Genomic DNA, 21958 nt, shown 5'->3' on the forward strand with positions numbered 1-21958 from the left:
TGGATTTTGTGAAGAAGCTTGGTATGGTAGTTTTAGCATCTTTAATTCTTTTATCATTTGTACTCTTGTTTGCAGGAGGGGATAGTACTCAAGGTCCAAAACTTGCCTACATTGATTCTACAAAGGTTTTACAATCATACGATAAATGGATTGACCTTCAGACAAAGTATCAGGAAGATGTTCAATTTTATCAAAAAAAGTTAAATGAACTTGCAGCTGAGATCAACGATATGAAAGAAAAAGGTGCAGCAGCTGATTTAATAAATGCAAAAATTGCAGAGTACACTCAAAAACAAAAACAATACTCTGATTTGTTAAACAGCGAATATCAGAAAAAGTTTGCAGAGCTTGAACAGGAAATACTTCAAAAAATAGCAGAATATGCAGAGATAATGGGTTATGATTTTGTATTTAATAGCAAGACGATGGCATATGGAAATTCAAAGTACGATATTACCGCTCAATTTATTGAATATTTAAAAAGTATGGCACAATAAAAGGTAATATGGAGATAGTATGTAAGGATGTAAAAAAAAGATTCGGTAGAAAACAGGTTTTAAATGGTATAAATTTAAATGTTAGAACAGGTGAAGTGGTAGGCTTGCTGGGACCAAATGGTTCCGGCAAGACTACTTTATTTAATATTATACTTGGTGTTGTTATCCCAAGCTCTGGGAAAATCTATTTAGGTGAAAAAGATATTACAAAAATTCCTATCCATAAAAGGGCAAAGCTTGGTATAACTTATCTTCAACAAGAAACATCAGTTTTTAGACAATTATCCGTTGAAGATAATTTAAAGCTTGTTATTGAATACCATGATAAAGACGTGAAAAAAATACCAAAACTATTAAAAGAATTTGGAATAGATTCGTTAAAGGATCAATATGCGTTTTATCTTTCAGGTGGTGAAAAAAGAAGACTCGAACTTGCAAGAATGATGACCCTTTCTCCGAAGTTTTTGTTGCTTGACGAGCCTTTTGTTGGTATAGATCCAAAAACAGTTAAAGAAATTCAAAAGATGGTTATATCATTAAAAGAGCGCGGGCTTGGTATAATTATAACGGATCACAGCGTGGATGCATTAAAAGATATTGTTGACAGATTATATGTAATACACAAAGGTGATATAATTGCAAGTGGACAACCAGAAGAAGTTTTAAACGATGAAACTGTAAAAGAAGTTTATTTGGGGGGGTAGTTATGAAAATCATTTTAAGCTTAATTTTTTCTATTTGGGGACTTTTTGCGCCTGAAAGTGTTGTTGTAGATAACAGTGGTGGATATTTTATTTCAAATATGGGGAAATTATATGTAAAAGATGGTAATGTTCTCTATCAATCAAAAGAAAAGAATGAATATATTTTGTCTCTTGTTGATCCAAGAGGCCTCTATTTGAATGGAAAAGATTTGTGGATTGTTGATTTTGATAGGTTAATTAAATATGATTTAAGTAGTAAAACATATAAAAGTTATTTTGCTACTTTTCCAAGGTACTTAAATGATGTTACTATGTATGAAGGAAAAGTTTATGTTACTGACACTTACGGTAACTCTGTTTATATCTTAGAGAATGATAAATTAAATGTTGTCTTTAATATTTTAAGACCAAACGGTATTACAACTGATGGAAAATATTTGTATGTCATTTCTTTTGAAAATCCTGCAGTGGTTTATAAATGTTCTAAGGAAAGTGTTGTTGAAAGCTTTACACTTTCAGATGTTAAAGGTGGAGATGGAATCTTTTTTGCTGATGATTTATTTTTTGTTTCAGGTTACAACTCCAAGAATGTAGTTGTATATGATAAGGATTGGAATAAACTACTTGAAAAGAAAGGTTTTTCATCGCCTTCAGATCTGTATTATAAGGATGGATATTTGTATGTTCCCGATATGAAAGATGGGAAAATTTATGTATTTCAGGTGAAAAAGGAGAAAAGTAAATGAGTTATAGCTATCTTGTAAGGTTTAAAAAACTAGGTCCATATAGATTTGTAGCAGGGCTTGATACAATTACTATGATTGAGAGGACTTTTAGAAGAACAAATTTAAAATTAACTTTTACGGAAGGTTTTCATCCAAAACCTAAGTTTTCATATATTGATCCAGTTTCAACGGGTGTAATCGACCTTGCATTTTACGTAAATATAAATCTTGAAGAAGACTATGATCCGCAAGTTGTTTATAACGAAATTGAAGAGGTTCAGCCGCTTCATTTGAAAGTAGATAATGTAACTAAAAATTTTGTAAATTTATCAAAAATAGAAAAATATGAATTTTTAGTTTTTGTAAAAAAGCCTTTTGATTTTGATGTGACTAAAGTTATTGAAAAGAAAACAAAACGAGGGATACGTCAAATTAGCCTGGATGTTCTTGAAAATGTAAGAAAATTTGAAAAAAAGGATTATGTTGTGATAAACTATATTATTAGGAAGGAAAATACTTTTAATCCATATCTTTTATCAGATAAAGTTTTTCTTGCACTAAGAAAAGAAGCTTATATTCAAGATAATGCTCTTTCTCTTCTTTTTGAAAGGGGTGCTTAAATGAAAAAAATATTAGTGGTAGATGATTCCGAGGTTTTAAGAAAAATTACATCCTTTAATTTAAAGAAAGCAGGCTTTGAAATTTATGAAGCAGTTGATGGTGTTGACGGTCTTGAGAAAATGAAAGAAATAATGCCGGATTTGATAATTCTAGATATTATGATGCCAAGGCTCGATGGTTTTGGAGTTTTAAAGGAAAAAGGTCAAGATGAATCAATTAAGGATATCCCGGTTATAATCTTAACTGCAAAGGGTGGCAGTGAGGATGAAAGACTTGCAAAATCTTTAGGGGCAAAGATGGTAATGACCAAACCATTTAGTCCTTCACAACTAATTGAAGAAGTTAAGAGGTTGATTGAAAATGATTAAAAGATTACAAGAAATTTATGAAAGACTCTGTGAAATTTCTGGTAAAGAATCCAAAATTTTCGAATCAGAAGAAAAACTATTGAATGCAATAGAAGAAGAAATAGAAAAAATAAATGCAGAAATTTTGGCTTACAAGCAAGAGCTTGAATCTTCAACTATTTTAATTGAGAGTCAACTTGAAGAGATAACAAGGCTATATGAGGAAATTTCCACACTTTTTGAAATTAGCAAAATTATTACCTCTAATATTGAGACAAAGCAGATTTTAAGACCTATACTTTATACATTAAAGAAGGCAATGGGATTTAAATGTGGAATAATTTCTATAAATTTTGATGGAAAGGTTATAGAAACGGTTGGAACATGCCCAGAAAATATTGACCAGCTTCTTAGTGAGAATGCAATGGAGTTTTCTCCTGATACAGTTATTAAAGAAAGATGTGAAAAATTAAACGGTGAAAGTATAATTTTTAAATATATTTCAACTACATCTGATGAAAAAACTGGTTATCTATTATTTGTTGGAAAAGAAAGTGGTTCTATTTTTACAGCAGGGGATAAAAAGATCGTAGAATCTACGGCTCAGCAGATTTCAGGGAGTATTGAAAGAGAAATAGCATTGAAAGAAGAAATTGAAAGAGAAAGATTAAACCAGCAGATAGAAATTGCAAGAAATATCCAGCTTAACTTCTTTCCAAAGAAATTCCCACATGATGATAATTTTGATTCTTTTGGTGAAAGCACGCCGGCAATACATGTTGGTGGAGATTATTTTGATATATTTGTAAAAAATGACTTTTTATTTGGAATTGTTGCGGATGTATCTGGAAAAGGACTTCCCGCATCTTTAATTATGTCTTCTATGAGAAGTGCTTTTAAATCTTTGATAGAAAGTACTGATGGAGATTTAAAAAGAACGTTTAATAGTTTAAATAACATGGTTTCTGTAGATGTTGGTGAGGATAGATTTGTAACGTGTGTTTCTTTTAAAATATCAAGAGATGGTGTTCTTGAAGTAATAAATGCTGGTCATGATCCGCTTTACATAGTAAATTCTTCTTCCATATCTAAGGTTGAATCTACAAATACTCCTCTTGGAATGTTTGAGGATATGGATTTTGAGGTTCAAACATTTAAACTTTCTAGTGGTGATTTAATTTTTGCATATACGGATGGAATTCCTGAAGCAAGGAATTTGAGTGGAGAAGAATATGATTTTGAACGTCTTGAGAGAATTTTAAAGAAGGTATATCTTTTATCTGCAAAGGAAATAATATACAACGTTGAGAATGATGTTTTAAAATTTTCTCAGGGTGCCCCGCAGCACGATGATATGACCTTACTTGCTATTAAATATTTTAATTAGGAGGTGTATTGATGGTAGATGTAGGTTCTTTAAGTAAGGGAATGTACATAAAGTATGAAGGAGAAATTTACAGGGTAATTGATGTAAACAAACATTTTAGGGCAAGAGGCTCAGGTTTGATTAGAACAAAACTTAAAAATATATCTACAGGACTTGTAAGGGAAGTAAATTTCAACAGTGGTGAAAAAGTAGAAGAAGCAGAAATTACGTTTAGAAAGGCTTCATATATATATAACGATGGTGAAAACTATTACTTTATGGATAATGAAACGTTTGAACAATATGGTATCCCTGAAAGTGATATAGAAGAAGAAAAAAATTATTTGGTTGAAAATACAGAAGTGGATTTGATAATGCATGATGGTAAGCCTATTGGAATACAGCTCCCAACAAGTGTTGTCCTTGAAGTTGTAGAAACAGAACCAGGATTTAAAGGAGATACAGTTTCTGGTGGAGGAAAACCTGCTGTTTTGGAAACAGGATTGAAGATAACTGTTCCATTCTTTGTTGAAAAAGGTCAAAAAGTAAGGGTAGATACAAGAACTGGTGAGTACATAGAAAGGGCATAAGAAGGAGGGTGAGCCCATGGATTTTGAACAAGGAAGTATAAATATTAGTGATGAAGTTTTAAAAGAAATAGCATTTAGAAGTTTTTTAGAAGTTCTTGAGCTGTCTGCAGATGATAAAGATGCAAAAAAGTTAAAGAAAAATATTGAAATTGAAAGGACACCGGATGATAACGTAATAGTAAATGTCAAGACTGTAGCTCCATATGGAAAGAGTTTGGTTGAATTTGGAAAGAAAATTATGCAGAATATTTCGGAAAATATTCAGAGAATGACGGAACTTCAAGTATCTGCAGTTAACGTTTCTATCATTGATGTAGTTGAAAAAATAGAGCCGGCAGAGGAGGAAGAATAATTGATAAAAAGGCGTCATAAAATGCGCGAAAGTGTTTTTAAAACACTTTTTCAATGGGACTTTCAAAAAGATGAAGACTTAACTGAAATAGCAAAGCAGCATGTAAGCTTACTTGAAGATGAAAAGCTTAGAGAGCAAGCGTATAGTTATATAGAGGGGATTAAGAAGACTATAGAATCTTTAGATGAAATTATTTCTAAATATCTTCAAAATTGGACACTAGATAGACTTTCTGTAACAGATAGAAACATTTTAAGGCTTGGAACGTATGAACTTTTATATGTCGATGATGTTCCTATAGAAGTTACTTTAGATGAAATGATAGAGCTTGGAAAGACATATGGAACTGAAAATAGCGGTAAATTTGTTAACGGGGTATTAGATAGAATAGCCAAGGGGGAAGCACCTAAAGAAAAATTTGAAATGTAAGAGAGACATAGGGGGGTAAATATTTCTTTTTCTGAGGTTTTAGTTGGAATAATAATAGCAGTTATAGTTTTAGCATCATGTTATATGATGCTAACTTCTGTTATTAATTGGTATTTTAATATTAAAAGGGACTATTTGAGAACTCTTGAAGCCTTTTTTATTGTAAATTACATAAGGCACGATTTTTATTCCCGTGGCATTTCTGAAATTGTATATATTTCACCGCAGAGTATCTCTTTTAAGGAAAGAATAAAGACAGGTGTTGTTAAGAGTGTAAAATACAAAGTTTTGGATTATAACGGAAAGTGTGTTGTTGAAAGGCAAGCAAGTGATGGCAAGAATTACTTTGGTCCTTTTAAGGAAAAAATTGAATTTGAAGATGGGAAAGGTTATATCCTTATAAAAAGCTATATTGGAAAGTTTTTAATACCTAAAAAGCCCGTTGACAAGGTAATACGTAAATTAATACCTCTCTTTTAGGCTGTATACGTATGCAAGAACTTCTGCAACTGCTCTGTATAGTTTTTGTGGTATTTCATCACCAATTTCTACGCTAAAATACAATTCCCTTGCAAGTGGTGGATTTCTTAATATTGGCACGTTATTTTTTCTTGCAATTTCCTTTATTTTTTGTGCAAGCTTATCTGCACCTTTTGCAACAACTATTGGAACATCCATTTCATCTGAGTCATACTTAATTGCAACAGCAAAGTGTGTTGGATTTGTTACCACAACGGTAGCTTCAGGTACTTCCTGCATCATTCTGTTCATAGAATATTGCATCATGATTTGACGCTGCTTCCTTTTAATCTCAGGATTTCCTTCCACTTCTTTAAATTCTTCCTTTACTTCTTGCTTTGTCATCCTTATATTTTTTTCATATTCATATCTTGAGAAAAAGTAATCAGCAATTGAGACAATAAATAGTGCGATACCACATTTAATTAAAAGCTCAAATGTAATGTCCCAGATAAGAAGTGCTCCATCGCTTACACTTGTATCTGTTGCAAGAAGCAGTTTGTTCCAATTTGATTTTACGACAAGGTATCCAACATAGCCAACAATAACTAGTTTTAGAATAGATTTAAGAAGTTCAAAAAGTGATCTAAGGGAAAACATTCTTTTGAGACCGCTAATTGGGTTTATCTTTGAAAAATCAAGTTTAATGCTCTTAAAGGTTATTAAAAATTTTGTTTGAAGACTTCCAGTAATGATTCCTGTCATCATTACAAGTGCTACAAAAATAATAAGGTCAATTATAACTCCTTTGAAAGCTTCTATTGTATATATGCCAAGATCTTGTATAGTTAAAGAATCATATGATGGGAGTTTTGAAAAAAATGCAACAGCAGATTGAAGTCCTATTATAATTCCACGGCCTAAAAAAGCAAAGCCAAGCACTGCCGCAAGAAAAGTAAATCCAGAGGTTAATTCCCTGGATATTGGGACTTGTCCTTCTTCTCTAGCTTTTTGTCTTCTTCTTGGTGTTGCTTTTTCTGTTTTATCAGGATCGGCAAATAATTGCAGATCTATCCTGAAAGAAATTGTTGAATTACCTTCTCTAAAAGCACAGTAAGTTTTGCGGAAGTCTCTGCCCATATCGGCACCATCCCTAAAAAGATTACGAATACCAAAAGTGATTTTAGAGGAATTCCAACCATAAAGACGTTCATCTGTGGAACAAGCCTCGAAAGTATTCCAAGTAGAACGTTTATTATAAACATATAACCAATTACCGGAAGCCCTATTTTTAAGGCTATAAAGAACATTTCGATAAATTTTGTTTCAATAAACTTTACTAAAGAGAAATCTAATTTATCCAGGTATAGAGGAAAAGTTTGTATAGAATCTACAACTCCTTGATATACAACCATATGGCCGTTTAAAGAAATAAAGACAAATATTGAAAGAAGAAATATTAATTGACCAACAATTGGACTTTCTTCCATTGTAGGATCCATAGCAGTAGCAAGACCAAAACCAGATTCAATTCCTAATAACTCTCCTGCGATAGAAAATGCACCAAATATAAAATAGGCAAGAAGTCCTATGGCAAAGCCAATAAGGAAATTATTTAGAAGGGAAAGAACGATAGTGATAACTGGTGTATCAAGTGGTATAGGATTTACCTGTGGTAGTGACATATAAGAAAGTGCAAGAACAAGAAAAGCCCTCACTGTCGTGGGCACGAATGCCGCTGACAGTAAGGGTGTAATTAAGAACATTCCAGTTAATCTGCTAATGAGCATTGCCCAATTCAAAAATTGTGTTTCGACAAAGTCGATTATTTCCATTATTTATTAATCCCCAATCTTAAACCATTTAGCTATTTGTTTAAGCCTTTCAGAGACTGAATCTATATCTTTGACCATCTTGTTTAGTTTTTTAGAAAATTCTTCTAGCTTTTTCATTTTTACTTCAATTGTAGTCATTTTGTCAACAGTTTGTCCAACATTTTGGGCAGACCTTGATGAAATTTCTACCATATGGTTGAATACCTCTTTCGTTTGTTCCAAAATAGAAGATACATTCTTTGTTGTATTAACAAGATTTTCAATACGTTGAGTTATTATTTTAAAGCTTTCAGAGAAATCTTCTTTGGTTTTTGAAAGAGCATTAAAACTTTCCTTTGAATTTTCGTATACAGCATTTAAACTACCAAGATTTTCAGTGTAATTTTCCATATCTTTCATTAATTTTTTCGAGATTTCATTAATCTCGACTGATAGTTTCATTATCTCATCTGCAACAACCGCAAAACCTTTTCCAGCTTCTCCCGCCCTTGCGGCTTCAATTGCCGCATTCAGTGCAAGAAGGTTAGTTTGGTTTGCAACGTTTTGAATTTTCGAGATTTCTTCGGTTACTTGATTAAATTGTCTAATTGTTTGGTTTATATAGCTATTGAATTTCTCGATAGTTTCCAGAGAATTTTTGATGCTTTCATCAAATTCTCTTACAAATTTTTGGTTTTCGTCAATTTTTTCTTCTGCTTCAAGTATTTCATCAACAAGGTTTTCGAGAGTAGTTACTACTTGATTAATAACATCTTTTGCATTGTCTGTGCTTGATTTCATTTCGTCAAAGTCATCTAAAATAATAGATGTGTTGTTAGAAAATACCTTTACAGCTTCGGAGAAATCTTGAGAGGTTTTTTGCAAGATATTATTTAGTTCTTCAAGGTTGTCAACCTCAGATACAAGTTGGGTTGAACTTGTAAGGAGCTTTTTAGCAAAGTCTTTAAATGTTTCAGAAAGTTTTTTCAAAGAATCCAAGATTATTTTAAATTCTCCAGATGCTTTGTCGCTTTCAATGTTTACAAATTCACCTTCAGATAATTTTTCAATTACAGTTTTTGAGTGTTCTAAAGATTTAAGAAGTTGCTTTGTTATTACAAATATTAGAACAATGCTAATAGCAAGAATAATTAGCGCAAGAAGTACAGATTTTTGAACTATTGCTTTATTATCTATTTTTAAGCTAATATTTACATCTGGTTTTTCAAGTTCAGGAATTACAAATGGCTTTGGTTTTGGAAAATTAAAGTTTGTATCTAATTTTTCAAATGGTATTGCAACTTCAAGGATACCTATTTCTTTACCAAGATAAGTAAAACTACCCTTTTTTGCAAAATAAGATTTTCCGAGAATTTCGATTATGTTGTTATTACTTTGTGAAAGAGATTGTCCCGTTAATCTTTTTCCGTCTTTTCCTACTTTAGTGGTAATAAGTGCTTTGTTATTCACATACAAAGTGATTTCAGAATTTGAAATTGATTTTATATTATCCAAAAAGTTGTTGTCTAATTTATTTACAAATACCACAAAGCCGTTTATTGTATTTCCAAGTACTGGATGCATAACGGGAACTACAGCAATTGAGTATAGTGAATCTATATATGGAAAAATAAATGTTCGATAAAATACTGATTTAGAATTTAAAATTTCCTTGAATACCTTTGAAAGTTCTTCATTATACGGAGGTTTTTTGTAGAATGAAATATTTGCTGAAGATGAAAGCACATTTGCATATTCTACAACAAACTTGTTGTCAATTTCAGCATAGAGCTTGCTTTTTATTTTTGGCTTTGTTTCATCAATTGTCCAAAGACCAGCGTACTCAAAGTTGTATTTTTCTATAAATGGGAATAATAAAGATTTTCTTTCTGTGATGGATAAATTTTTTTCATTTGCTGCATCTACAACCTCTTTTAAAGAAGCAGCAATTCTTGCACCAGTAAGAAGTTGTTCGTTTTCTTGTTTTATTAAATTAATTACTGTTTGAAATGTGAAATTTGCTTGTGTTGAAAGAGTTTTTAAGTAAATTTCATCGAATTTTTTCTGAATTCTTTGCTCTTGCTCCTTGACTGTTTTTTCAAGATCATTGGTATATTCTTCAGATTGAGCAATTATCTCACTTTGAAATTTTTGGAGATAATCTTCGTAATTTTTCACAACATTTTTGTTTATATTATTTTTAACTTCATCTTGCAAAGTATCTAATTGAGAACTTACAGTTGATATATTGACATAAGTAACTAAAAACATTGGAATCGTTACCAAAAATATCGCAAACAACAAAATTTTTGTCCTAAAAGACATTTTATTTTGATGCCTCCTTATAATTCTTTTACAAGTTCGGAGATTATTTTAACGATCATTCCACCTGTTTTGTTTGCAACTTCTAGTACTTCTTCTGCAGTAAGTGGTTTAAGATCTTCATGAACAGCTTTATCTGTAATTGCGGAAACTCCAAGTACTTTTAATCCACCGTGATTTGCAACTATCACTTCAGGAACTGTTGACATACCAACTGCATCTGCTCCCATCCATCTAAGCATTTTTAATTCTGCAGGAGTTTCAAAGTTTGGACCAGAGACTGCAACGTAAACACCTTCATAGAATGGTATATTTAACTTTTTAGCAATTTCTGTTGCTTTTTGTCTTAATTCTTTATCGTATGCATTTGACATATCTGGAAATCTTGGTCCCCATTCTTCAACGTTTGGCCCAATCAAAGGGTTGTCTCCCATCATATTGATATGATCGGTAATGAACATTGGGCGTCCAATTTCAAATTCTGGATTCATTCCACCGGCTGCGTTAGTAACAATTAATATTTCAACACCAAGAAGTTGCATTACCCTAATTGGGAACGTAACAGTTTTCATATCGTATCCTTCATAGTAGTGGAATCTTCCATTCATTAACATTACATCTTTTCCGTTTAGTTTTCCAAAGATTAATTCACCTTTGTGACCTGGTGCTGTGGAAACTGGAAAACCTGGAATTTCTTTGTAAGAAAATTTCTTTGGATTTTCAATACTTTCTGCAATTCCATGGAGACCAGAACCTAGTATAATAGCAATTTTTGGGATATTGTCAATGTGCTCTTTTAAAAACTCTACAGCTTTGTTGACTCTTTCAATGTATTCTTTCATCTTTAACTCCTCCTTTGCCTTTTTTTTGGAAACATCCAAAAATATTATATCATGACAAATTAAAAACAAGAAAAATCCCCTCCTAAGAAAAAGAAGGGGATTTTTCTAGATTATTTTCTTTAATTATTCTTCATCAATTATATAGACAAGATCACCAGTCTTTAAAAGTGCAGCATTAGCCTCGTCTGTGTCAACGTGGAATTCAAGTGCGTATTTTTCGCTAACTCTTATTAAAACATCGTCGAATATAAGTCTTCTGCCTTCTTTTTCAACTAAAACTTTTACTATATCTTTATCTTTTACACCATATTTTTCTGCATCGGAAGTGTGCATGTGAATATGTCTTTTTGCTATAATCACACCTTTATCTTTAATTACACTGCCTTTTGGTCCGACAATTACTATTCCTGGTGTTCCATCAAGGTCTCCTGAATCTCTTACAGGAGGTCTAACACCAATTTTAAATGCATCTGTAAGGGATATTTCAATTTGTGTCTCTTTTCTTTCTGGACCTAAAACTCTTACTTTTTCAATAGCACCTTTTGGTCCAACTATGATAACAGTTTCTTGACAGGCAAATTGACCAGGTTGACCTAGATCTTTTATTGGAGTAAGTTGGTAGTCTTTTCCAAAAAGAATTTCCACATCTTCTCTTGAAAGGTGAACGTGTCTGTTGCTTACACCAGCAATAATTCCAGGTTCTTTGATTTTCATTTTTTAACCTCCTCTTTTTGGTTTTAGTAATCTATCTCTCAAGGTAACGTTAATATTTTCTGGAACAGTAATTTTGGCTACAAACGGTCCTCTTTTAATGTTGATAAAGCATAAGCCGTTTATTGAAATTTCCTGCTTTTGATCGACTAATATTCTTTCTGTTTTAAAGTTATATTTTGACATATCAGTTTTTTTACATGGTGGCTGCAATAAATCTCCTGCTCTTTGATGGATTAATTGATCTGCTCTTTCACTCTTTGTTTCATGAAAAGTCACTTTTTCAGGAGCAAATATTTGAAAAATTGGCTTTTTATCTCCATCAAATTCAACCTCGATTTTGCAAAAAGCACTAACTAAGATGGCGCGTGATTGGTCAATTTTAAAAGTTTTTCTAGTTAAGTTATTTGTTTTAAGTATTTTAGCCTGACACTCAGGAGATAAAAGATCTATGACTCTGTCATTTGTCAAAATTCCTGGAGTATCGTATATGTAGGTGTTAAAAACTTTCCTTTTTACTATTCCAAGGGTTGTTCCAGGAAATGGAGATATTGTCGGATGCTCTTTTGTAAAAGCTGAAAGGAGAGAAGATTTTCCAACGTTGGTTACTCCTACGATTAAAATGTCTTTTTTTGAGTCTTTAAAGAACTTTTCAAGTTTTTTCAATCCAAACCCATTTTTACTACTTGTGAGGAAGATTTTTTCAGAAGTTGTATTTAATCTTTTTTTAAGCCACTCTTGAGCTTCAATAGAGGAAAGTGATCTTGGGAGAAGGTCAAACTTTGTTATGGCAAAGTACACGTCTTTTCCTTGCAATTTTTCCATTATTTCACTTCTATACGTGCCTTCAAAATCGGTAATGTCTATAACGTATAATACTTTTTCAAAATTTTTAATAACTTTATCGATTTGGTGTAAGAATATTTCTTCTTGTACAGGTACTGTTAATTTTCCATAGTGGATTATTCTATAGCACCTTTGACATAATGGATCAGGTTCATTTTCCAAAATCTCTTTTGGAATATATCCTGGTTTTTTTGGATCTGTGTATTGAAGCTCTGCACCACAACCTCTACATTTCATACTTAACCTCCAATATAGATTCTAAGTAATATGTATAGAAATCCTACTAATGAGGTAACAAGATAAGGTTTAAAAGCCCATTTTATGTATTCTCCAAATGAAAAATTTCTTCCAATTTGTTTTGATAAAAGATTTACTCCAACAATATTTTGAACAGCGCCAAGAGGAGTTAAATTTGTAGCAAGATTTGCACTTATTGCATATACCCACCAAAATGTTGATGAAAAACCGGAAGATATGAGAATTTTGATAACAGGTGCAATGATCAATGTTCCTGGAACAGCGCTGAGCCACGGAATTGAAATTGAAACAAATAAGAATATTACAAAGATAGATAAAAATTGATGATTTGAAAGCGGACTAAATAAACCTGCAAGTAAATTTGTAATACCAATTTCTTCTAGTGTAAAGGAGAGTATGTACAATCCGGCATAAAAGAATAGAGTATCCCAGTCAATTTCATTACTTATATCGTTAAATTGTTTTTTGTGAAATAACATAACCGCTATTGCACCTAAAAGAGCAACAAAGGAAAGATCAAGTTCTATTACTTGATGGAGTCCAAAGAGTGATAAGACTATTAAGAAAACAATTAAAGTGAATTTTAAAGATTTTTTATCTGTAATTGCTCTACTTTCATCTATATCAGAAAGTTTTTCTAATTTTTCTTCAACGGACTTATCGACTTTTGTGTATTTTTTAAACATAAATACGGTTATTAAAAAGCTTATTATTGTAATAAACCACATGTTATTTATAAAATCATTAAAGCCTAAACCACTTACCGAGCCAAGAACTAGGTTCAAAGGACTTCCAATTAATGTTGACATACCACCTATATTATCTATTATTATAGTCAGCATTAAAAATGGGATAGGGTTGAGGCCAAGAGAATCGGTAATCAAAAATATCATGGGGGCTATAAGGATGATTGTTACGAGGTTGTCTAAGAATGCAGAAGAAAGTGCAACCAGCGCCATCAGTCCTACAATTGTTAAAAAGAATCTCTTTCCGCCCTTTTTAACAATTCTAATTGCAAGAAATTGGAAAAGGCCTGTCTTTTTTAAAAATTCAACAATTACCGTCATACCAGCTAAAAGTCCCAGCGTATTAAAATCGATTACTCTGCTTATATTTTCTGGTTCAAGACCTTCTACTAGTTTAAGAGCAGCAACTATGAGGGCAAGACCAAATACGATTGGTGCTTTATATTTTTTTCCAAAGATGATATAACCGTATGCAATTACTACTATTGCTATTGCAAATATTTTTTCCACGAGTCTACCCCCTCTGCAACCAAATTATAATAATCTTGACCACACTCTTTATTATAACTCTTAAAATATACCAATCTTGTTAAAACTATTATAAATTTGTGTGTTAAATTCTTTTCAAAACTTGTTAAAAAAACTGGTATTCTTAAAAAATCGTAGATATACCTAAAAAATTGATTGATTTATATTCTGAATATATTTGCGTTTTTGTCTTATTTATTGGAAAATTATAAATGTGGGTAATGAAAAAATTATGCATTGGGAGTGATAAGATGGCAAAGGTTACTGATATGGTATTACTTAACAAACCTGGAGAGAAGATTTTGCTTCTTGGAAACCATGCTATTGCAAGAGGTGCACTTGAAGCAAACATAGCAGTTTTTGCTGCCTATCCAGGTACTCCAAGTTCCGAGCTTACAGACACTATGGCGGCAGTTGCAAAAGACGCAGGAGTTTACATGGAGTATTCCACAAATGAAAAGGTTGCTTTTGAAACGGCGCTTTCTGCTGCATGGAGTGGTCTTAGGTCCATGACAGCTATGAAGCACGTTGGTTTAAACGTTGCTGCAGATACATTCATGAGTGCCGTTGGAATGGGTGTTGAAGGCGGATTTGTTGTTATGGTCGCAGATGATCCAAGCATGTGGTCATCTCAAAATGAACAGGATACAAGAGTTTTTGGAAAATTTGCAAATGTTCCAGTTCTTGAACCATGCAGTGTTCAAGAAGCAAAGGACTTGACAAAATATGCGTTTGAAATTAGTGAAAAGTTCAAACATATGGTGATTCTTAGAACGACAACTAGATCTTCTCATATGAGAGGAGATGTTGTCTTAGGAGAACTTCCGGATGAGATAGTAAATAAAGTAAGAAGACACGGGAAATTTGAAAAAGATCCGAAAAGATTTGTCGATATTCCCGCACATTCTAGAAATTTCCATCCAAAAATTCTTGAAAACATTGAAAAAATACGTGAAGAATTTGCAAATTGTCCATTTAACAAGATTGAAGGAAACGGAAAGGTTGGAATTATTGCACCGGGGCTTTCATATGCATATGTAAAAGAAGCGCTTTCTTGGTTGAATGTTGATGATGTAAAGATCTTAAAACTTGCAACTCCTTTCCCAGTTCCATATAAATTAGTTGAGACGTTCTTAGAAGGACTTGAAAAAGTATTGATTGTTGAGGAACTTGAGCCTGTTGTTGAGGAACAAATAAAGATGTGGGCGTATGATAAAGGGTTAAATATACCAATATATGGGAAAAATATTGTTCCAAGAATATATGAAATGGACACAAAACGTGCAGTTATTGCAATTTCAAAATTTTTGGGGATTGAAACTCCAATAAACTTTGAAGAATTGGATGCAAAATATAAAGAAATTAGTAGTGTTCTTCCTCCAAGACCACCTTCATTGTGTCCAGCATGTCCACATAGAAATTCTTTCTTTGCAATAAATAAAGCAACAAGAAAGAAAGCAATATTTCCAAGTGATATAGGTTGTTATACACTTGGAGTACTTCCTCCATTAAACGCAGTTGATACAACAGTTGCAATGGGTGGTTCAATTGGAGTTGCACATGGATTAAGTGTGGCGATAAATGGAGCAGCTAATGAAGAGACATATGAAAAGAAACAAGTTGTAGTTGCAACAATAGGAGATTCTACATTCTACCATACAGGTCTTCCAGCAATTGCAAATGCTATATACAACAGATCAAATATTTTAGTAGTTATAGTAGACAACGAAATAACGGCAATGACTGGAGACCAACCAAATCCTGGAACAGGTGAAACTCCACATGGTGTTGGAAAGAGAATACCAATTGAAGATGTTGTAAAGGCTATGGGTGCTGATTTTGTGGAAGTTGTTAATCCATATGATATAAAGAAAACAACGGAAGTTATAAAGAAAGCTCTTGAAGTTGAAGGAGTAAGTGTTGTTGTATCAAGACAAGTTTGTGCGCTTTACAGAGTAGGTAAAGCAAGAAAGAATAAAGAGAAATTGCCACTGTATAAAGTAAACACAGATAAGTGTACAGGATGTAAAACATGTATTGTTACATTTGGTTGTCCTGCTATTTTCTGGGATGCAGAAAATAAAAAAGCAAAGATTGATCCAACGATGTGTTGGGGTTGTGGAAGCTGTGCACAAGTTTGTCCATTTGGTGCTTTTGAATTGGTAAAGGAGGCGGAATAATGGTTGCCGTTAAAGAATATAATATTGTTATTACTGGAGTCGGTGGTCAAGGAATTTTAACTGCTGCAAACCTTTTAGGGTGGGCGGCACTTAACGAAGGATACAAGGTAAGGGTTGGAGAAGTGCACGGTATGAGCCAAAGATTTGGTAGTGTTATCTCATATGTCAGATTTGGTGAGAATGTATACGGTTCAATGGTACCTGAGGGAAAAGCAGATGTTATCCTTTCTTTTGAACCTGTAGAGGCACTTAGATACATAAATTATTTAAAAGGGGGAGGACTTGTATTTACAAATTCTAGGCCAATACAACCAGTACAAGTTGCTATGGGACTTGCAAATTATCCATCTCATGAACAGATAAAAGATATAGTAGAGAATAGATTTAATGCAAAATATATAAGTTTTGATGCAGAAAGTATAGCTAAAGATGCAGGTAATATAATAGCAACCAATGTTGTTTTAATAGGTGCTTTGACTCAAACTCCTGATTTTCCACTTTCTCCAGAATCTATTAAAGAAGTTATTAAGGTTAGTGTTCCAAAGAAGGCAGTTGATTTAAATATGAAAGCCTTTGATATGGGAATTAAAACCGCTCAAGAACTTTTAAAGTAAGGATATAAGTGTTGAAGATATCGGGGAGATTTCTCCCCGATATTTTTTTATCTAAATTTGACAAAATTAGAAAATTTTAATATCCTTAATATTACCGCCATTTTTTGAGAAAGGGGGAAAGATTTTTGTACGTAGTGTTTGCTATATTTTTTGGCATGCTTCTTGGTTCTAATGATTCTGCCAATATATTTGGTCCCTCAGTTGAAAATGGGGTTTTAAAATACAAAACGGTTACTAAAGTAGCTGCATTATGCGTGCTTTTAGGAGCATTAATTGGTGGAGAAAAAGGTATTAGAACTATAAGTAATTTTTCAAATATGTCGCTTTATTTTGCTGCAATAACTGTATTTTCAGCAGCAATAACTATGTTAATTCTTTCGAAAATTGGTATTCCATCTTCATCTTCTCAGGCAATTGTTGGAGCGATATTAGCTGTAGGTATATTAAATAACAATGTTAATTGGAAAATTTTAGTTAAGTTGGTTATTGCTTGGGTTACCACACCTGTTGGAGGAATTATTTTTGGCTTTTTACTTTATAGAATACTTTCTGTACCGTTTAATAAGATAAGATCTCTTTGGGTTAGGGAGAAAGTAATAATAATTTCTACGTTGCTAGTTGGTGCATATGGTTCATATGCTTTAGGCGCAAACAATGTTGCAAATATTACTGGAGTGTTTGCAAATCAAATAGGGATAAGGACGGCAGCTCTTGTTGGAGGGTTAAGCATAGCTGCTGGTGCACTTTTTAGTAATAAGAAAGTAATGTATACAGTCAGTAAAAAAATTATAGAACTTGATTACTTTTCTTCTGCCATATCTATCCTTGGCCAGTCTATCACCGTTTGGATCTATTCTGTTATCGGAATACCGGTTTCTGTATCACAAGCGATAGTTGGAGCAGTAATTGGTACAGGCCTTGCAAGAGGTTCAAAACTTACAAACAAAAAGATTATTTTTCAAATTATTACAACATGGATAGCTACACCACTTTTTTCAGGATTATTCACAATTATTGTTTATTATTTTTCAAAAATCTTTTTTTGATTTAAATAATTGACCTGTGGTAATATAAAAAGATACACTTCTGTATGGAGGTGGTATCTATTTTTTTGTACATCCTACCAGCAATATTTTTTGGATGGTCGCTTGGTGCAAATGATGCAGCTAATATATTTGGAACAGCTGTAAGTAACAGGATAGTTAAATATAGGACTGCTACAATTATTTCCGCGATATTTATCATTCTAGGGGCAATGCTTGACGGTGCGAAAGGTATTGAGACGATAAGTAGTATTTCGTCAAGTCAGATTGGACTTGCCTCCATTTCTGTTTTTGCTTCAGCAATAACTATGACTACCATGACTTACCTTGGAGTTCCAGTTTCTTCTTCTCAAGCAATTGTTGGATCACTAATTGTTACTTCTTTAATAGAAGGAAATGTAAAGTGGGGCGTTCTTGTAAAACTTTTTGCAGCCTGGATAGGTACACCTATTGGTGGGATAATATTTAGCTTTTTGGCATACAAAATTTTTGCGGTACCTTTTAACAAGATAAAGTCCATTTATGTGAAAGAAAAGGTCATTTTTTACGGAACTCTTATTATAGGTGCATATGGTTCATATTCTCTAGGTGCAAATAATGTTGCAAATATTACTGGTGTTTTTGCTAAAACAATAGGTGTGCAAAACGCAGCACTGTTGGGAGGCGTAAGTATAGCGCTTGGAGTTTTAACCTATAGCTATAAAGTGATGTATACTGTTGGTACACAAATAATAGAGCTTGATTATTACTCTTCTGCTATTGCTGTGCTGGGTGAATCGATTACTGTATGGATTTATGCACTTTTGGGAATTCCTGTTTCTACATCTCAGGCAATTGTTGGGGCAGTTATCGGTGCAGGTTATGCAAGAGGTTCTAGACTTTCAAGTAAAAAGATTATTTTAAAAATAGTAAGTGCGTGGGTAAACACGCCTGTTATTTCTGGAGCTATTACATTTTTGATATACTATATAGTGAAAATGTTTTAATTAATATATCGTAAAATTTAAAGGATTTAAGGAGGAGTAAGATGAGGAAGAAGATGTCGCATTCAAGATTTACTTTTCTTTTGATCTTAGCACTTTTTATTTTCTTCTCCGGTTGTATTTCAGAAGTTAAAAGCGAAAGCCAGCTACTAAATTCAAAGCAAAAGGTCCTTGTAAAAGTAAATGTTAATACGCCATTTATTGAGAATGCTACTACTAATACGTGGAGTGTTTCAAAAGAATCTTTTATTGATTATCTTAGTAAAGTGATTATTACTGTTAAGGATGTAAATGATCAGATTGTATTTACTAAGGAAACAACGAACAAAACAAATATTTATTTTGAAATTGAACTTCTTCCTGGAACTTATACATTTGAGGTAAAAGGATATGAGGAAGATTTAGTTATATTTTCAGGGGAAAAAGTTAATCAGATCATAGATGAGAAAAATAATATTGTTAATGTCGAAACTTTTTTTGTTAATGGAATAGTTAGGACAATAATTGAAGTTGACGATATTATTTATAAAAATTATGATATTACATCGGCAACGTTGATCTTCAAAAAAGATACAGCACAAGAAGATTATGAAGAGGTACCTGTAACACTTACAGGTACTTCCACTTTAATTAATAAAGAATTATATCCTGGTATGTGGACTGTAAAATTTGAAGTTGATCTTAAATCAAAGGATGCAAGTATGTTACCAGAAAAAGTTCATCTTGAAAATGAATTTAGCATAGAAGTGCTTCCAGCAAAGACAAAAAGTTTAACATTTAATGTAGTCTTTGATACAGAGGTTAATGAACCGAAATTAGTAGTTGTATTTCCGCAAATTGAGTTGCCTTTTGTGGATCCTGTAACAAATTTAAGTGGAGAGATAAATGAATTAGAAGGGAATCTTTCAATGAATTGGGACTATTCAGATCCAAATGCAGAATTTTATGTGTATAAAGAATTAGAGGAACAAGGAGAATATTTGTATGAATTTGTTGGAAAAACACGCGAGAAAAGTTATACAATAGAAAATTTTACCAAGCAAGAATTCGATAAATTTAGTGGAATCGCTATTAATGTTTATGCCAACGGTAAAGAGAGTGGATTAGTTGTTCTAAAAAAAGAAAATATTAAACTTATAGATTTAGAAAGTGTTGACAGTATAAGTGCTACTTATAACGTTGATACGAATGAGCTTAAGTTGGATTGGAATTATACCAATTCAAGTGTTACTTTTGAAGTTTTGAAAAAAGGTATAAATAGCAATGAATACGAAATAATTTCTCAACTAACACAAAATTCTTTTTCAACAGAATTCACAGGCAGGCAATTTTGGGATCTTGAGAAAATTGCGATTAGAGTAGTTGCTAATGGATTTGAAAGTAAGATTAATGAGATTTCAAGAGATGATATAACTATAACATCATTGAATCTTCCTCTTACATCGTCTACTATGTATACACTATTCATCCGTTCATATTTTGATACTGATGGTGATGGTGTAGGAGACTTTAGTGGAGTTGCTGAAAAGGTAGATTATCTAAAATCTCTTGGAGTAGATACAGTCTGGTTTTTACCATTTAATAAAAGTAAATCTTATCATGGATATGATGTTGAAGATTACTATGATGTAGAACCAGATTATGGAACACTACAAGATCTTGATAATATGATAAAAGTTCTAAATGAAAATGGAATAAAGGTAGTAATGGATCTTGTTGTTAATCATACGTCGGATACACATCCATGGTTTCTTGATGCAGTTGAAAATACTACTAATTCTCCATATTGGAACTATTACATTATGAGCTTGGATGAGCCTCAAAATAAGAATCATTGGCATTATAAGGTTAATTCAAAAGGACAAACTGTGTGGTATTTTGGATTGTTTGATTCATCAATGCCGGACCTTAATTACGACAACCCTAAAGTAATGGATGAAGTGAAAAAAATAATAGATTTTTGGGCAGATATGGGAGTAGATGGATTTAGATTAGATGCAGCAAAACATTATTATGGATTTGACTGGAGCGATGGAATTGAACAGTCAGCAAGCGTTGCAAAAGAGATAGAAGACTATATAAAAGATAAACTAGGGGAAAATGCAATAGTTGTGAGTGAGGTTTACGATGGAGATTCAAATGTTCTTTTAAAATTTGCTCCAATGCCTGTGTTTAATTTTAGTTTTATGTACAATTTGAGAGGAAATTTTGAAGGGAGAGATAACTTAATTTCAGACTCTATTAGTTGGGTTGATTCCTCGTTGTATAATTTAAATGTTTTTCATTTTCCATTTATTGATAGTCATGATCTTGACAGATTTATTTCTGAGCTTGTAGATAGTAAATATCAGGGAGATGTAATATCTGCCACAAAACAATATTTGCTAGTTAATGCTTTACTACTCTCATTAACAGGCATGCCAACTATTTACTATGGTGATGAAATAGGACTTAGGGGATGGAAGTGGCATTCAGAACCATGGGATATACCTGTGCGTGAGCCAATGCAATGGTATAAGGATCAAAAAGGGAACGGTCAAACTTATTGGACAAAAGAGTTTTACGAAGGTATTACTGAAGGAAGTGCTAATGAAGATGGAGCAATATACGATGATCCAGATGATGGAGTATCTGTAGAAGAACAAGAAAATGGATATTCTATTTTAAACTTTTTTAAAGAATTTATCAACTTACGAAAAGATTATCCGGCACTTGCTTTTGGAAGTACTACGATTGAGAGAGATTGGAAAAACTTGTATGTTTTGAAAAAGTCGTATAACTTCCAGGATGTTCTTGTATTAATTAACCTTGATCCAACGTATTCAAATACATACGAAGTTCCAGAAGGGTATAAATGGGTGTGGTATGCATTTTTTGATGGTGACAACTATGAATTTGGAGCAAAAGATGAAATGATTTTACAGAATACAAGTTGGACGATAAATCCAAGGCAAATTTATATATTTGTAAAGTAAAGGAGG

Annotated in this window: 22 protein-coding genes; 15 read left to right on the forward strand and 7 right to left on the reverse strand. The window is 32.5% G+C overall.

Annotated elements, in window-relative coordinates; translation table 11 throughout:
- Window positions 1-8 precede the first annotated feature (8 nt).
- The 10 genes from OB7_RS09005 (at window position 9) to OB7_RS09050 (ending at window position 6111) form a co-directional block, all read left to right on the forward strand.
- The gene (locus OB7_RS09005; RefSeq protein WP_004100935.1) at window positions 9-497 is read left to right on the forward strand and encodes an OmpH family outer membrane protein; all 489 of its coding nucleotides are present in this window, start codon (window positions 9-11) and stop codon (window positions 495-497) included.
- An 8-nt stretch (window positions 498-505) separates the two neighbouring features.
- Entirely contained in the window at window positions 506-1201 is a 696-nt protein-coding gene (gene lptB / locus OB7_RS09010) for an LPS export ABC transporter ATP-binding protein (protein ID WP_114703100.1), read from the forward strand.
- Between the two features lie 2 nt (window positions 1202-1203).
- Window positions 1204-1947 (forward strand): NHL repeat-containing protein, encoded by a 744-nt coding sequence (locus tag OB7_RS09015; protein WP_114703101.1) that lies wholly within the window; start codon window positions 1204-1206, stop codon window positions 1945-1947.
- Complete coding sequence (locus OB7_RS09020; RefSeq protein WP_114703102.1) at window positions 1944-2546, forward strand: TIGR03936 family radical SAM-associated protein; 603 nt, start codon at window positions 1944-1946, stop codon at window positions 2544-2546. The genes OB7_RS09015 and OB7_RS09020 overlap by 4 nt, the downstream gene beginning before the upstream one ends.
- Window positions 2547-2915, forward strand: a complete 369-nt coding sequence (locus OB7_RS09025) for a response regulator (protein ID WP_114703103.1) — start codon at window positions 2547-2549, stop codon at window positions 2913-2915.
- Window positions 2908-4281 carry a GAF domain-containing SpoIIE family protein phosphatase gene (locus OB7_RS09030; protein WP_114703104.1) on the forward strand — a complete coding sequence of 458 codons (1374 nt, stop codon included), beginning with the start codon at window positions 2908-2910 and terminating at the stop codon, window positions 4279-4281. Before OB7_RS09025 ends, OB7_RS09030 begins: the two co-directional genes overlap by 8 nt.
- A gap of 11 nt (window positions 4282-4292) precedes the next feature.
- On the forward strand, window positions 4293-4850 hold the full coding sequence (efp, locus tag OB7_RS09035; protein ID WP_114703105.1) for an elongation factor P: 558 nt from the start codon (window positions 4293-4295) through the stop codon (window positions 4848-4850).
- 16 nt (window positions 4851-4866) lie between these two features.
- Window positions 4867-5202 (forward strand): Asp23/Gls24 family envelope stress response protein, encoded by a 336-nt coding sequence (locus OB7_RS09040; protein WP_004100923.1) that lies wholly within the window; start codon window positions 4867-4869, stop codon window positions 5200-5202.
- Between the two features lie 21 nt (window positions 5203-5223).
- On the forward strand, window positions 5224-5631 hold the full coding sequence (gene nusB / locus OB7_RS09045; protein ID WP_428843310.1) for a transcription antitermination factor NusB: 408 nt from the start codon (window positions 5224-5226) through the stop codon (window positions 5629-5631).
- Between the two features lie 135 nt (window positions 5632-5766).
- Window positions 5767-6111 (forward strand): hypothetical protein, encoded by a 345-nt coding sequence (locus OB7_RS09050; protein ID WP_249031076.1) that lies wholly within the window; start codon window positions 5767-5769, stop codon window positions 6109-6111.
- Here OB7_RS09050 and flhB read toward each other — a convergent pair.
- The 7 genes from flhB to OB7_RS09085 form a co-directional block, all read right to left on the reverse strand.
- Window positions 6094-7230: a flagellar biosynthesis protein FlhB gene (gene flhB / locus OB7_RS09055; RefSeq protein ID WP_114703107.1), complete on the reverse strand. Its 1137-nt coding sequence runs from the start codon at window positions 7228-7230 to the stop codon at window positions 6094-6096. The genes OB7_RS09050 and flhB overlap by 18 nt on opposite strands.
- Entirely contained in the window at window positions 7161-7925 is a 765-nt protein-coding gene (fliR, locus tag OB7_RS09060; protein WP_114703108.1) for a flagellar biosynthetic protein FliR, read from the reverse strand. Before fliR ends, flhB begins: the two co-directional genes overlap by 70 nt.
- A gap of 6 nt (window positions 7926-7931) precedes the next feature.
- Window positions 7932-10229, reverse strand: a complete 2298-nt coding sequence (locus OB7_RS09065) for a methyl-accepting chemotaxis protein (protein ID WP_114703109.1) — start codon at window positions 10227-10229, stop codon at window positions 7932-7934.
- A 17-nt stretch (window positions 10230-10246) separates the two neighbouring features.
- Window positions 10247-11068, reverse strand: a complete 822-nt coding sequence (locus tag OB7_RS09070; protein ID WP_038042282.1) for a purine-nucleoside phosphorylase — start codon at window positions 11066-11068, stop codon at window positions 10247-10249.
- Window positions 11069-11191: 123 nt separating this feature from the next.
- On the reverse strand, window positions 11192-11782 hold the full coding sequence (pduL, locus tag OB7_RS09075; RefSeq protein ID WP_004100903.1) for a phosphate propanoyltransferase: 591 nt from the start codon (window positions 11780-11782) through the stop codon (window positions 11192-11194).
- A 3-nt stretch (window positions 11783-11785) separates the two neighbouring features.
- Window positions 11786-12862: a ribosome biogenesis GTPase YqeH gene (gene yqeH, locus OB7_RS09080; RefSeq protein WP_012579900.1), complete on the reverse strand. Its 1077-nt coding sequence runs from the start codon at window positions 12860-12862 to the stop codon at window positions 11786-11788.
- 2 nt (window positions 12863-12864) lie between these two features.
- On the reverse strand, window positions 12865-14139 hold the full coding sequence (locus OB7_RS09085) for an ArsB/NhaD family transporter (RefSeq protein ID WP_114703110.1): 1275 nt from the start codon (window positions 14137-14139) through the stop codon (window positions 12865-12867).
- A gap of 269 nt (window positions 14140-14408) precedes the next feature.
- Between OB7_RS09085 and iorA the strand changes: the two genes are divergently transcribed.
- The 5 genes from iorA to OB7_RS09110 all read left to right on the forward strand — a co-directional run bounded on the left by iorA (window position 14409) and on the right by OB7_RS09110 (window position 21952).
- Window positions 14409-16337: an indolepyruvate ferredoxin oxidoreductase subunit alpha gene (gene iorA / locus OB7_RS09090; protein WP_114703111.1), complete on the forward strand. Its 1929-nt coding sequence runs from the start codon at window positions 14409-14411 to the stop codon at window positions 16335-16337.
- Window positions 16337-16951 carry an indolepyruvate oxidoreductase subunit beta gene (locus OB7_RS09095; RefSeq protein WP_114703112.1) on the forward strand — a complete coding sequence of 205 codons (615 nt, stop codon included), beginning with the start codon at window positions 16337-16339 and terminating at the stop codon, window positions 16949-16951. Before iorA ends, OB7_RS09095 begins: the two co-directional genes overlap by 1 nt.
- A gap of 134 nt (window positions 16952-17085) precedes the next feature.
- Window positions 17086-17997, forward strand: coding sequence for an inorganic phosphate transporter (locus OB7_RS09100; RefSeq protein WP_249031077.1), 912 nt, complete (start codon window positions 17086-17088; stop codon window positions 17995-17997).
- Between the two features lie 65 nt (window positions 17998-18062).
- A complete protein-coding gene (locus tag OB7_RS09105; protein ID WP_114703114.1) occupies window positions 18063-18980 on the forward strand; it encodes an inorganic phosphate transporter in 918 nt (305 codons plus the stop codon).
- 41 nt (window positions 18981-19021) lie between these two features.
- Window positions 19022-21952 carry an alpha-amylase family glycosyl hydrolase gene (locus OB7_RS09110; protein WP_114703115.1) on the forward strand — a complete coding sequence of 977 codons (2931 nt, stop codon included), beginning with the start codon at window positions 19022-19024 and terminating at the stop codon, window positions 21950-21952.
- Window positions 21953-21958 lie beyond the last annotated feature (6 nt).

Source organism: Thermosipho africanus Ob7 (genome assembly GCF_003351105.1).
GTDB classification, from domain to species: domain Bacteria; phylum Thermotogota; class Thermotogae; order Thermotogales; family Fervidobacteriaceae; genus Thermosipho; species Thermosipho africanus.